This is a genomic window from Actinomadura darangshiensis (genome assembly GCF_004349235.1).
GTDB classification, from domain to species: domain Bacteria; phylum Actinomycetota; class Actinomycetes; order Streptosporangiales; family Streptosporangiaceae; genus Spirillospora; species Spirillospora darangshiensis.
The window spans coordinates 1-12097 of sequence record NZ_SMKY01000008.1; the positions used below are offsets into that span (position 1 = coordinate 1).

At 71.6% G+C, this 12097-nt stretch carries 12 protein-coding genes and 1 tRNA gene; 9 read left to right on the forward strand and 4 right to left on the reverse strand.

The window, feature by feature from the left end; genetic code table 11:
* Positions 1 to 342: 342 nt before the first annotated feature.
* The 3 genes from E1293_RS03245 (at position 343) to E1293_RS03255 (ending at position 3402) form a co-directional block, all read left to right on the forward strand.
* Positions 343 to 2025 carry a RelA/SpoT family protein gene (locus E1293_RS03245; protein WP_132193618.1) on the forward strand — a complete coding sequence of 561 codons (1683 nt, stop codon included), beginning with the start codon at positions 343 to 345 and terminating at the stop codon, positions 2023 to 2025.
* 32 nt (positions 2026 to 2057) lie between these two features.
* Positions 2058 to 2501, forward strand: coding sequence for a universal stress protein (locus tag E1293_RS03250; RefSeq protein WP_132193620.1), 444 nt, complete (start codon positions 2058 to 2060; stop codon positions 2499 to 2501).
* 73 nt (positions 2502 to 2574) lie between these two features.
* On the forward strand, positions 2575 to 3402 hold the full coding sequence (locus E1293_RS03255; RefSeq protein ID WP_132193622.1) for a hypothetical protein: 828 nt from the start codon (positions 2575 to 2577) through the stop codon (positions 3400 to 3402).
* Here the strand turns inward: E1293_RS03255 and E1293_RS03260 are convergent.
* Positions 3383 to 4015 (reverse strand): hypothetical protein, encoded by a 633-nt coding sequence (locus tag E1293_RS03260; protein ID WP_132193624.1) that lies wholly within the window; start codon positions 4013 to 4015, stop codon positions 3383 to 3385. The genes E1293_RS03255 and E1293_RS03260 overlap by 20 nt on opposite strands.
* 182 nt (positions 4016 to 4197) lie before the next feature.
* Entirely contained in the window at positions 4198 to 5211 is a 1014-nt protein-coding gene (glnII, locus tag E1293_RS03265) for a glutamine synthetase (RefSeq protein ID WP_132193626.1), read from the reverse strand.
* A 369-nt stretch (positions 5212 to 5580) separates the two neighbouring features.
* Here glnII and E1293_RS03270 point away from each other — a divergent pair, with 369 nt between their 5' ends.
* Both E1293_RS03270 and E1293_RS03275 read left to right on the forward strand, forming a co-directional pair.
* On the forward strand, positions 5581 to 6117 hold the full coding sequence (locus E1293_RS03270; RefSeq protein WP_132193628.1) for a hypothetical protein: 537 nt from the start codon (positions 5581 to 5583) through the stop codon (positions 6115 to 6117).
* Positions 6118 to 6317: 200 nt separating this feature from the next.
* Positions 6318 to 7385, forward strand: coding sequence for a right-handed parallel beta-helix repeat-containing protein (locus tag E1293_RS03275; protein ID WP_165978056.1), 1068 nt, complete (start codon positions 6318 to 6320; stop codon positions 7383 to 7385).
* Positions 7386 to 7430: 45 nt separating this feature from the next.
* Here E1293_RS03275 and E1293_RS03280 read toward each other — a convergent pair whose 3' ends face one another.
* On the reverse strand, positions 7431 to 8393 hold the full coding sequence (locus E1293_RS03280; protein WP_165978057.1) for an ArsR/SmtB family transcription factor: 963 nt from the start codon (positions 8391 to 8393) through the stop codon (positions 7431 to 7433).
* Between the two features lie 75 nt (positions 8394 to 8468).
* On the opposite strand from E1293_RS03280, the gene E1293_RS03285 reads away from it, so the two are divergent.
* The 3 genes from E1293_RS03285 (at position 8469) to E1293_RS03295 (ending at position 11000) form a co-directional block, all read left to right on the forward strand.
* Positions 8469 to 9821: an alpha/beta hydrolase family protein gene (locus E1293_RS03285; RefSeq protein ID WP_132193634.1), complete on the forward strand. Its 1353-nt coding sequence runs from the start codon at positions 8469 to 8471 to the stop codon at positions 9819 to 9821.
* 137 nt (positions 9822 to 9958) lie between these two features.
* Positions 9959 to 10645, forward strand: a complete 687-nt coding sequence (locus tag E1293_RS03290; protein ID WP_132193636.1) for a DUF899 domain-containing protein — start codon at positions 9959 to 9961, stop codon at positions 10643 to 10645.
* 85 nt (positions 10646 to 10730) lie between these two features.
* On the forward strand, positions 10731 to 11000 hold the full coding sequence (locus E1293_RS03295; RefSeq protein ID WP_165978058.1) for a hypothetical protein: 270 nt from the start codon (positions 10731 to 10733) through the stop codon (positions 10998 to 11000).
* A gap of 61 nt (positions 11001 to 11061) precedes the next feature.
* Here E1293_RS03295 and E1293_RS03300 read toward each other — a convergent pair.
* Positions 11062 to 11133 (reverse strand) — tRNA-Val (locus tag E1293_RS03300).
* 177 nt (positions 11134 to 11310) lie between these two features.
* Between E1293_RS03300 and E1293_RS03305 the strand changes: the two genes are divergently transcribed.
* Entirely contained in the window at positions 11311 to 12051 is a 741-nt protein-coding gene (locus E1293_RS03305; protein ID WP_132193640.1) for an ANTAR domain-containing protein, read from the forward strand.
* The last annotated feature ends 46 nt before the right edge of the window (positions 12052 to 12097 follow it).

Consider the following 12097-nt stretch of genomic DNA (forward strand, 5'->3'; position numbering starts at 1 on the left):
GTCCCCCGGACCCGCGCCGTACTCGCCCCTGTCCGCCGTCATGCACTGCCCCCCGGACGTCCCGCGCTGCCCGGCCCCCTTCGACCGGCGCGGCTCGTGAACAACGGTGCGCCACATTACGGTCGGCGACGGCCCGATCACCGGGACGACACACCCGGGAACGGGTTGATGGCTGCTCCGCGAAGGAGTTTGGAACGTCCCTTGACGTGCGGAAGGCCCGATCGGCCCGGACGGCGGAACGCCGGGGCCGGGGGTCGCCCTCCGGCCGGGCGGCGCGCATAATGGCGGTCACAGTCCGTGGCGGCAGTGCCACGGACGGGTGGCCAGGCGGGTGCGAATCGTATGGCGACGCTCAATCCGGCGACCAGGGACCCAGTGCGGGCCGCTCTCGCGCCACTGCTCGCCGCGCATCGCGCCGCCCACCCGGGTTCCGCCCTCCCCGGCTCCGCGGAGGCCGAGCTGCGGCACGGGTACGCGGTCGCCGAGCGGCTGCACCGCGGTCAGCTCCGCAAGTCCGGCGCACCGTACATCACCCATCCGCTGGCCGTCGCGCTGATCCTCGCCGGGATGGGCCTCGACACGACGACGCTCGTCGCCGCGCTCCTGCACGACACCGTCGAGGACACCCCGTACACGCTCGGCGAGGTCCGGGCCGAGTTCGGCGACGAGATCGCGGTGCTGGTGGACGGCGTCACCAAACTGGACGGCAGGCGCTGGGGCGACCGCGCCGAGGCCGAGACGCTCCGCAAGATCGTGCTGGCCGCGGCGGCCGACCTGCGCGTCCTGGTGATCAAGCTGGCGGACCGGCTGCACAACCTGCGGACGCTGCGCCACCAGCCCGAGCACAAGCGGGCCCGGTACGCCAAGGCGTCCCACGAGCTGCTGGTCCCGTTCGCCGACCGGCTCGGCATCCACGTCCTCAAGCGGGAGATGGACGACCTGGCCTTCGCCGCCCGCCACCCCGCGGCGCACGAGGCGACCCGGCGGGCCGTCCGGACGGCGCTCGGCCAGGCCGGCCGGACGTTCGGGCCCGCGACGGCGCTGCTGCGCACCTCGCTCGCCGAGCACGGCGTGAAGGCCCGCACCCAGCTCAGGCAGTCCCACCTGTACGCGGTGCACCAGTCGTTCGGCGGCGACCTGGCGGGGCTACGGCCGTGCGAGGCGGCGCGGCTCCTCCTGCTGGTGGACGGCGGCGAGAGCGACTGCTACATCGCGCTCGGCGCCGTGCACGCCGCGCTGCACCCGGTGGCCGGGCAGGTCCGCGACTTCATCGCGACGCCCAAGGACAACATGTACCGGTCGCTGCACACCCGGGTGATCGGCCCGGCCGGCGACCCGTTCGAGGTGATCATCCGCAGCGAGGCGATGCACCCGGTCGCCGAGTACGGCATCGTCGCGCACATCCGGGACGCGGGCGGCGACCCCGCCACCGCCGTCGCCGGCCGCCGCGACCTGGTGTGGCTCAGCCGGCTGCTGGCCTGGCAGCCGGACGCGCCGTCCGCCGAGTTCCTGGACCGGCTGCGCGCCGACCTCGCCGCCGGGCACGTCGCCGCGTTCACCACCCGCGGCGCCATGGTCCCGCTGCCCGCGGGCGCGACCGCGCTCGACTTCGCCTACGCGCTCGGCCCCGGCACCGGCGACCGCTGCATCGGCGCCGTCGTCAACGGGCGGCTGGCGCCCATGTCGGTGCAGATCCGCAGCGGCAACGTCGTCGAGGTCCTCACCGACCCGGCGGGCGCCCCGTCCGAGGACTGGCTCGGCATCGCCGTGTCGGTGCCCGCCCGCGTCCACATCCAGCAGCGGCTCGCCCTGCGCCGTGCCGAGGAGGACGCCGACGCCGGCCGGCGCCGCCTCGTCCAGGCCCTGGCGGAACGGGGCGTCGACCTGCTCGCGGCCGAGGCCCGCGGCGACTCCCTCGCCGTCGCCCGCGACCTCGGCCACACCGAGATCGACGAGATGTACGCGGCGCTGAGCACCGGCGCGGTCGGCCTCGGCGACCTGCTGGCCCGCTTCACCGGGCCCTGACCCGGTGGCTACGCTGGGCGCGGGGTGATCGGATGGGACCTTTCGAGTACGGCGTCGACGGGCCGAAGGTGATCGTCGCGGGCGTGGACGGCTCCGAGACGTCGCTGCGCGCGGGCGCGTACGCGTGGGGTCTCGCGCGCCGCGGCAGCGCCCGGCTCATCGTCGTGCACGTGGCGCAGGTCGCCGCGCTGAGCACCCTCACCCCCGGCGGCGCCGCCGCCGTGCGGGAGACCGCCGACGAGATCGCCGCGGAGCTCCGCCGGGAACTGGAGGCGGCCTCCGGGCGCGAGCGGGGCGACTACGAGTTCGTCACCGAGACCGGCGACCCCTACTCCGTGCTGGCCCGCATCGCCGACGAGTCCCGCGCGGACGCCGTGATCGTCGGCGCGTCGGCGCAGGCCGGGCACCGGCTCATCGGGTCCGTCGCCGTCCGGCTGGTCCGGACGGGACGGTGGCCGGTGACCGTGGTGCCCTGACCGCTCCTGGTTCGGACACCGGGATCCAGGGAACGGGCTTCACAGGACATAGCAGGACGAGCCGGAGGCGGCGATGTCGGATCCATGCCTGACGGAGGTCGGCTGGACGGGGTCCGCGCTCCGGCTCGCCGGGCGGCTCAAGCCCAACGGCGCCGTCCCCGAGATCGAACTGCTGCTGCGCGAGCGCGACGGCGACGGCCTGCTGCGCATGCCCGCCTCGGTGGAGCGGGGGGAGGGCCACGTCCTGTTCAAGGCGCAGGTCGACGTCTCGTGCGCCGTGGGCGGGGACCCGCTGCCCGGCGGGCTCTGGGAGGCGGCGCTGTCGATCGGCGCGCCGATGGAGCGGTCCGTCGTCCCGCTCGGCCGCGACCGCGCCCCCGGCCTGGACGCCTCGCCCCGGCGGCGGTTCCTCCCCGGCTCCTGCACGGTGATCGTCTACTTCGGCGCCGACGGGGACCTGACGATCGACGTCGGCGGCCGCTCGCACGTCGCCGGGTCCGTCGCCGCGGACGCGCTGAGCTGGGACGAGCGGCGCGAAGAGATCATCGTCGGCGGGCACCTCGGCCTGCGGGAGCTCAGCGCGCCGGTCTCGGCGACGCTGATCCTCGCCGAGCGCCACTCGCGGCACACCTACGAGGTGATCGCCATGCTGGAGGACCGGCCCGGCCGGCTCGGCTACACCGCCGCGGTGCCGGTGACGCGGGCGTTCATCGACGACCCGCTGCCGCGCGGCACCTGGGACGTCTCGCTGTGCCTCGGCTTCTCCGGGATGCACCGCGAAATGCGGCTGCTGGCGCCCGGCGAGCCGGTGGACGTGCAGGTGTGGCGGCGGCTGCGGCACGTCCGGGTGGTCTCCACGTCCGCGCCCGGCCCGCTGACGATCACCGTCGGGCGCGTCTGAACGGGCCGTCCCACGGGAACGCCCGGGAGGCCGCGACCACGGCGGCGAGCAGCACCACCACGGCCGTCCCGCCGGCCAGGTTGATGCCGGCCGTCGCCAGTGCCGCGTCGAACGGGCCGTGCAGCGTCAGCGGCAGGAGTGCCAGCAGCGCGACCGCCACCCCGCCGATCCACGCGAACGCCCGGACCGGGCGCGCCGCCGACGACAGCAGCAGATGCATCAGCGCCGTCGCCTGGATCGTCGCCGCCGTCGCGCACAGCGCGTAGCTGGTGGCCGCGGGCGCCGCGCCGGCGTGCTCGCCCGCGAAGACCGGCACCTCGACGCCGAACATCGTGCGCAGCCCGATCACCGCGGCGAACGCCAGCAGCCCGCCGAGCAGCGCGGCGGAGATCCCCGTCCACCACAGCGCGCGGTACGGCCGGCCGGAGCCTTCGGCGGAGACCTCCTCGTGCAGCGCGACGAAGTCCTCGTACCGCCTGGGCGGCGCCTCGACGGGACGCCGCCGCGCCGTGGAGGGACAGCGGAACGAGCGTTCCCAGGGCCGTGGCGCTGGGCGGCCGGCGTGCCTGCCGGGCAGGCCGCCGGAAGACCGCCCGAAGGGCGAATCGGGCATGTTCCCTCCCCCGGTGCGAACGTAGAGGTGCTACCCGGCACCGATGGGTGGAACTCGCCCAAGCCCACCATTTTGCAGATGTTTGGCCGCGTTCCCTGCTAAGGCAGACCCGGACGCACCCTGGGAGACCCGAACGCGAAGATCCCCGGGGGCGCGGCGCCCCCGGGGATCTCGCCGGACGGTCAGACCTGGCCGGCCTTCTCCAGCGCCGCGCAGCAGGTGCCCGTGATCAGGCGGGCCACCACGTACGGGTCGATGTTGGCGTTGGGACGGCGGTCCTCGATGTAGCCGCGCTTGTCGACCTCGACCTGCCACGGGATCCGCACCGAGGCGCCGCGGTCCGACACGCCGTAGCTGAACTCGCTCCACGGGGCCGTCTCGTGCATGCCGGTCAGCCGCCGCTCGATGTCGGCGCCGTACCCGGCGACGTGCTCCCGCACCTTCTCGGCGAGCGCCTCGCACGCCGTGATGATCGCGTCGTAGCCCTCGCGCATCGCCTTGGTCGAGAAGTTGGTGTGCGCGCCGGCGCCGTTCCAGTCGCCCTCGACCGGCTTCGGGTCGAGGGTCGCGGACACGTCGAAGTCCTCGGCGATGCGGTACAGCAGCCACCGGGCGATCCACATGTGGTCGCCGACCTCGACCGGGCCCGCCGGGCCGATCTGGAACTCCCACTGGCCCGGCATGACCTCGGCGTTGATGCCGGAGATCTTCAGGCCCGCGTCCAGGCAGGCGTCCATGTGCCGCTCGACGATGTCGCGCCCGAACACCTCGTCGGCGCCCACACCGCAGTAGTAGAAGCCCTGCGGGGCCGGGTAGCCGCGCTCGGGGAAGCCCAGCGGGCGCCCGTCCTTGAAGAACGTGTACTCCTGCTCGATCCCGTACCAGGAGTCCTGCGCCTCGTACTGCTCGGCGACGGGACGCAGCGTGGCGCGCGTGTTGGTCTCGTGGGGCGTCCCGTCCACGAGGAAGACCTCGCACAGGACCAGCTTGCTGCTCCCGCCGCGGATCGGGTCGGGGCAGGAGAAGACCGGCTTCAGCACGCAGTCCGAGTGGTCGCCGGGCGCCTGGTTGGTGCTGGACCCGTCGAAGCCCCAGTCCGGCAGGTCGGCGCCGTCGGCGAGGATCCTCGTCTTGGACCGCAGCCGCGCGGTCGGCTCGGTGCCGTCGATCCAGATGTACTCGGCCTTGTAGCTCAACGTCGGTCCCTTCGTCGCTGCCGGGCCTTGCGGGTTCGGCCTTACAGAACGTGCCAACCGGGCATTTCACCTCTGTTGCCCGTTTGTGAACGGCATGTAACACGCCACCTGACCTGCAGTGACGTGCGTCACGCCCGCGGGCCCGGCACGCTGGGCGCGGACCCCCGACGCCCGAGTTGCCCATTTCGTTTACCGGTGCCGAAAGATTGGCGCGAACCGGCCATTCTGTTTGCCTGCCTCACCGCCTGACCAGGTGCGGACATAAACGATCATACGCCGCTCAGAATGCGGCGTGTACCGGCAAATGGCCCGGGTAAGGCAGAAACCCTCTCAACAAGAGACGCAATATCGAAAAGGAGGAATGCGTCTATGAAAAGGGTTGTGCTCAGCCTGTCCGCGCTCATGGTCGCGCTGCTGACAGCGCTCGCGTTCACCGTCGTGCCCGCCTCGGCCCAGCAGGCCGCGGCCCCGCCCCCGCTGGACAGCGTCCCCGTCTCCGGGACCACCGAGGACGGATCGACGTTCACCGGCACCGTGGTGCCGACCGCCTTCACCTCGCAAGGCCGGCAACTGCTCCTCAACGGCACGCTGACCGGGACGATGCGCGACGCCTCCGGCGCCACCACCGGCACCGTCAGCGACACGCCGGTCTCCCTCCCGGTCGCGCTCCCCTCGGGCATCTGCCCGATCCTGCACCTGACCCTGGGCCCGCTGGACCTCAACCTCCTCGGCCTCAAGGTGCACCTGGACCGGGTCGTCCTGGACATCACGGCGATCTCCGGCCCGGGGAACCTCCTGGGCAACCTGCTGTGCGCCATCGCCGGGATCCTCGACGGAACGGGCGATCTGGCCCTGCTCCCCGGGCTCCTCGCCCAGCTGAACGCCCTTCTCGGCCTGGGCCGCTGACCCGCTCCCGGTAAGGGCCCGCCCCGTCCGGCTCCGTTCCACGGCATTTTCCGGAACGGGGCCGGACGGCGTTTGCCGAAATGCCCCCCGACTGTTTACTCCACCGGCATCCGCGGATTACACCGGCCGTTCCAAGATGATCGAGGAATACCGTCCGGCGCATGCCGCGACGTCCGGAAGAACAGAACGGGAGAAAAGGAATGAGGCGAATTTTGGGGGCCTCGCTGAGCACGGTCGTCGTGCTGGCGGGACTCGCCTCCCTGGCACCGGCGAGCCAGGCCGACGCGCGGAAGGGCCGCACGCATGTCGTCAAGCCCGGCCACTCGGTCCAGGCGGCCGTCGACCGCGCCAAGCCCGGCGACACCATCCGGCTCAAGGCGGGCCACTACGCGGGCGGGATCCTCGTCCGCAAGCGCCTCACCATCCGGGGCGAGGGCAACAAGACCGTCGTCAGCCCCGGCCACCGCGACCACTGCGCCAAGGCCGGCGCGGCGGGCATGGGCATCTGCGTGATCGGCCGGGCGAAGCACCCGGTCAAGGGAGTGACGATCCGGAACCTGACCGTCCGGGACTTCAAGGGCACCGGCGTGCACGGCATGTACACCGACCGGCTCGCCGTCATGGCCGTCCTGGCCAAGAAGAACGGCGAGTACGGCATCGCGGAGTACCGCTCCACCCGCGGCAGCTTCCGCTGGAACTGGACCCTCGACAACGCCGAGGACGCCGGCCTGTACGTCGGGGACACCGCCAACGCGCACGGGACGGCCGTCGCCTGGAACCACTCGTCCGGCAACACGCTCGGCGTCCTCGTCCGGCACGCCCACCACGTCAAGGTGCACGACAACGAGATCACCGCCAACTGCGTCGGGGTCGCACTGATCGACGACGGGCAGAAGGGCGGGCAGGGCCAGAACACGGTCTGGAAGAACAAGATCTCCAAGAACAACCGGAAGTGCGGCGCGCACGGCCCCGTCCCGCCTTTCAGCGGCACCGGGATCCTGCTCTTCGGCGGCAGCCGCAACACGGTCGAGAAGAACACCGTCAAGGGCAACCGGGGCAAGCTGCCCTACTCCGGCGGCATCGTCCTGTTCCCGGGCGTTGCCCCCGAGCACGGCTCCGCCCGCCCCGCCCGGCACAACCTGATCAAGGCCAACACCGTCCGCGGCAACGCCCCGTACGACTTGGTCGACAAGAGCGGCAGCAAGACGAACCGCTTCCACCACAACAAGTGCAAGACCTCCAGCCCCAGGTCCCTCTGCCACCGCTGACGGCACGGAACCCCGTCCCCGGCCAGGGGACGGGGTCCTCGGCGTTCAGGAATCGCCTCCACGGCGCAGAAACCGCTCCCCGAGCGGCGTCAGCGCGTGATGGACCGTCTTGCCCCGGCGCTCGCTGGTGATGAGGCCGGCGCCGCGCAACGCCGTCGCATGCTGGGACGCGGACGCCGCGCTGACCCCGAGCCGGGCCGCCAGCGCCCCGGTCGTGAGCTCACCGTCCGCGCCGACCAGCTGGATCACGGCCGCACGCGTCCGGCCGAACACCTGGGGCAGGGCGTCGAGGGCGCTCGTCCCGGCGAACGGCCGGGACACGGGAACCACCACGGCCGCCGGGCCGTCACCGGAGATCAGGACACGCGGCCCGGTGACGAACAGCGAGGGCATGAGCAGGAGCCCGCGTCCGCCGAGGCGGACGTCGCCGCCGCGCAGCGTCTCGACCTCCAGAACCGGGGACGCCCACCGGATGCCGGCGTGCAGGCTGCCCAGCAGGCCGCCGACCCCTTTGCCGGCCATCGTCCGGGCGTGACCGGACGCTTCCGCGGACAGATGAGCGCCCAGGTCCGGCCACAGATCCGCGAGCGCGACCCGATGGAGATCACGCAGCCCGCAGACCAGCGTCCGCATGGTCTCCCGGTCCCCGGCGGCGAGGCGGGGCAGCCACGGGGCCGGCGGCCGCGGCCCGAAGGACCGCTCCAGCTCGGCGCGGATCCGTTTGGCGGGCGTCGAGGCGACGGCGTCGAGCTCCGACTCGAATCCGGGCACCTCCGTGTACGGCGTCAGGAAGTCGGGGACCCAGCGCCCCGGCGGCACCAGGTCGAGCAGCAGACGGGACGCGCCGGTGAGCCGCGTGCGCGTGCGCGCCCGCCACGGCCCGGGGATCGGCTCCGGTCCCGCCCCGCGCAGCGCCTGGGCGCCGAGAACGGTCTGGGCGATCGGCGAGAGGCCGGAGATGATGCGGATCCGGGCGAGGTCCTCGTAGTCGAGCCAGAGCCGCAGCATGGCCGAAACATATGACATTTAGGCTATTTCCGAAATCATTGCACCCCGCCCGGAGCCTCGGCGAAGGTGCCGGTCATGAACCGACTCCGCCTGCTCTGCCGCGCCGTCCCGCTGATGGTGTTCGCCGCCGCGACCGCGGTCGCGCTGCCCGCCCGCGCAGACATCGACGGGGTTCCCTACCGCGTCGAGGTCCCCGCCCACTGGAACGGAACGCTCCTCCTGTGGAGCCACGGCGCGTACAGCCTGGAGTCCCCACCGCCGTCCGACGTCGAGCTGACGAACCACCCGGCCACGGAGAAATGGCTGCTCGACCACGGCTACGCGCTGGCGGCCTCCCAGTTCCGCGTGCCGCGCGGCTGGGGTGTGGTCGAGTCGGGCCTGAAGGACCAGATCGACCTGCTCGACTGGTTCACCGCGCACATCGGCCGTCCTCGGCGCACCATCTCGGCGGGCGCGTCCGCCGGCGGCCTCACCGCCGTCCTCCTCGCGGAACGCAACCCCGCCCGCTTCACCGGCGTCGCCTCTCTCTGCGGCGTGGTCGGCGGCACAACGGGCCACTTCAACAGCGCCCTGGACTCCAACTTCGCGATCAAGACACTCCTGGCACCGGACCTCGACCTGGTGCGCATCAAGGACCCGCAGACGAACACGACCAACGCCCGCCGAGCACTGGGTACCGCCCTGGACACCGCACCGGGACGCGCCCGCCTCGCCTTGGCCGCCGCGCTGGCCGACATCCCCGGCCGCTACACCTCACGCGCGCCCGCCCCGAACACCACCGCCGGCCAGATCGAGCAGCAGACCTACTACGCCGCCTACGATCGGGGCGCCTTCTGGGGCCTCAACCGCACCGACATCGAGCAGCGCGCCGGCGGCAACCCGTCCTGGAACACGGGTGTGGACTACCGGACGCTCCTGTCCCGCTCCACCCAGAAGAACCTGGTGAAACGCGCCTACCGCGAGGCGGGCATGAGCCTCCGCGAGGACCTGGCCCGCCTCAACGCGGCACCAAGAATCAAGGCGGACCCGGCGGCCGTCCGCTACCTCAACCGATACGGCACCCCCACCGGCCGCACCCCCTGGCCGGTGGTCACCCTGCACTCAACAGGAGACGGCAACGTCCCCCCGGAAAACCAGCGCCGCTACGCCACCAAGGTGCGCAACCCGGCGAACCTGAAGCAGCTCTACGTCGACCGCGGCTACCACTGCACGTTCACGGCCTCCGAAGAGCTCGTAACCCTGCGGACCCTCCTCACCCGCATGGACACCGGCCACTGGCCCAACACCCGACCGGCGACCCTCAACAACACCGCGGCCACGCTCGGCCCCGATTACCAGACCGTGTTCGACACCGACCCCGAACCGGGCCTGCACCCGGCAACCCCGTCCTTCACCCACCACCGCCCAGGCCCCTACCTACGCCCATGACCACCGGTCAGAGACCATGGTCCGCGGGGGCGAACCATGGCCTCTGACCTTCTTCCCAGGTGAGTTCGGCCAGAGACCGATGAGTTCGGTGGACCTACACGGTCTACACCTGCAAACCACGAACCTCGGAGGAGACCATGACAGCCAAGGCACTGCCGCCCGTCGTCGACGCCCGAACCTGGCAACACCACCTCGACGAACTGCGCACCCGCGAGAAGGCCGCGACCCGCGAACTGGACGCGATCGCCGCCCAGCGCCGCCGGATGCCCATGGTCGAGATGCCCGAGTACACCCTCGAAGGCGAGGAAGGCCCGGTCAGCCTGGCAGACATCTTCGACGGCAAGTCCCAGCTCATCGTCTACAACCACATGTGGTTCCCGGGCGAGAAGTGGCAGTGCCCAGGCTGCACGGGCTTCACATCGCAGTTCACGCGCCTGGAATTCCTGGACGCCTACGACGCCAGGTTCGTCATCGTCACCCAAGGCCCGATCGACGAAGCCCTCGCCTACAAACACCAGGTCGGAAACAAGATGACCTGGTACTCCACCGCCAACAGCCCCTTCGGCACCGACGTAGGCGCACCCCCCAACGCCGGCTTCGCCGTCAACGTCTTCCTACGCGACGGCGACACCGTCTACCGCACCTGGCACACCGACGGCCGAGGCACCGAGCAACTCAGCCACACCTTCCCCTTGATCGACCTACTCCCCTACGGCCGCCAGGAGGAATGGCAGGACTCCCCAGAAGGCTGGCCCCAGTCCCCCACCTACACCCGCTGGCAGGGCTCCGAAGAAGTAGCCGCCCACTACGGCCCCCACACGTAAACCCGGAGGAGGCTTGCCGGTGTGACCAGGTGGTGATGAACTGCAGGCGATCATTGGTAGCGCCAAGATCCGGACTGGGGCCAACGTGATGAAGGACAAGGAACCTTCGACCACGGGCACATGCGCGGCATGCAGGCGCACCTTTGAGTTTGATCCTCAGAGCGTCTCGACCGTCCTCATCGACCCGGACACCGGCCTGCCGCCGGGCATGACCGTCCTGGCCACGCTGCGACAAGCGACACCAGAGGCCGTCGCCAGATCAACCGACGAGCCGATCTGCCCGCAGTGCGTCACCAGGGCACAACAGTTCCAGGCAGAGAGCGCCTCCACACCCACCTGGGACACGTGGCCGTGAACTCCTCGGCTCGCCCCAGCCCCAAGACTGTTCCATGATCGGAAGCAGAGTCCTCCACAGGTGGGCGCGGACGGTTTCGAACCGCCGACTCCTCGCTTGTAAGGCGAGTGCTCTACCCCTGAGCTACGCGCCCGCGTGCTCGTTGCCCGGAAAGCGTACCGGGTTCGGTGGGGCGATCGCGAAGCGGTTTCGGCGGGGGCGGTGGTCAGGGAGCCCGTGGGCCGTCGCATGGAGGACGTCACACGGGTAACGTCGAAGTAGCCAGGCGGAGACGCGCTCCCACCCGGACAGGCGGGCAGTGGACGACAGGATGCGGGCAGCGGACGTCCAGGCGGCGATCGAGAACCTTGCCCGTGCGGACGGGGCGTCGCCGCCGCTGATCAATCACGTGTGCCTGACCTGCGTGCAGAGCGTCGGTGCGGTGGGAGTGTGCACTTCGGTGCGGGGTCCGACCGGCCTGTACGAGCCCTTGTGCGCGGTCGGACCGGCCGGTGAGGCGCTGGCGGAGTTGCAGGTCACCGTGGGCGAGGGGCCCGGGTGGGAGACGGTGGACGGGGACCGGCCGGTGCTCATCCGCGACCTGGACGCGGTCAGCGCCCAGCGGCGGTGGCCGTTGTTCGCGGCGGCGGCGGCCGGGCTGGGGACGGCGACCGTGTTCGCGTTCCCGCTGCTGGTCGGAGTGGTCGCGGTCGGTGCCCTGGAGATCTACTGGGCGCGGCGCCCGCTGAGCAACACGGCGTTCGCCGACGGGCTGCTGTTCGCCGACGCGGCGCTGCTGACCCTGATGACGGGAATCACGCCGGACGGAGACGGCGCGGACCCGGCCGATGACGGCTTTCGCGCCGGAGGCCCGGGCGACCCGTTCTTGGATCGGTGGCCCCAGGTGCATCAGGCGGCGGGAATGGTGTCAGTGCAGTTGCAGGTAGAGCCGGCCGAGGCGTACGCACGGTTGCGCGCCCACGCCTACGCCAACGATCAAAGCTTGCGTGAGGTGGCCCGCCGGGTTGTCGAGCGAACGTTGACTTTCTCCCCGGACCGGGACTCGGAGTGAATCGCACCATGGAAGAGATGGCCCTCGTCATTGGAGGTGGTGGCCG

Excerpts from the sequence above, each read along its gene's own strand:
- E1293_RS03260 (WP_132193624.1), bottom strand. The coding sequence starts at position 4,015 with ATGCCCGATTCGCCCTTCGGGCGGTCTTCCGGCGGCCTGCCCGGCAGG.
- E1293_RS03285 (WP_132193634.1), top strand. The coding sequence starts at position 8,469 with ATGAACCGACTCCGCCTGCTCTGCCGCGCCGTCCCGCTGATGGTGTTC.
- E1293_RS03275 (WP_165978056.1), top strand. The coding sequence starts at position 6,318 with ATGAGGCGAATTTTGGGGGCCTCGCTGAGCACGGTCGTCGTGCTGGCG.
- E1293_RS03250 (WP_132193620.1), top strand. The coding sequence starts at position 2,058 with ATGGGACCTTTCGAGTACGGCGTCGACGGGCCGAAGGTGATCGTCGCG.
- E1293_RS03270 (WP_132193628.1), top strand. The coding sequence starts at position 5,581 with ATGAAAAGGGTTGTGCTCAGCCTGTCCGCGCTCATGGTCGCGCTGCTG.
- E1293_RS03245 (WP_132193618.1), top strand. The coding sequence starts at position 343 with ATGGCGACGCTCAATCCGGCGACCAGGGACCCAGTGCGGGCCGCTCTC.
- E1293_RS03280 (WP_165978057.1), bottom strand. The coding sequence starts at position 8,393 with ATGCTGCGGCTCTGGCTCGACTACGAGGACCTCGCCCGGATCCGCATC.
- E1293_RS03290 (WP_132193636.1), top strand. The coding sequence starts at position 9,959 with ATGACAGCCAAGGCACTGCCGCCCGTCGTCGACGCCCGAACCTGGCAA.
- E1293_RS03305 (WP_132193640.1), top strand. The coding sequence starts at position 11,311 with ATGCGGGCAGCGGACGTCCAGGCGGCGATCGAGAACCTTGCCCGTGCG.
- E1293_RS03255 (WP_132193622.1), top strand. The coding sequence starts at position 2,575 with ATGTCGGATCCATGCCTGACGGAGGTCGGCTGGACGGGGTCCGCGCTC.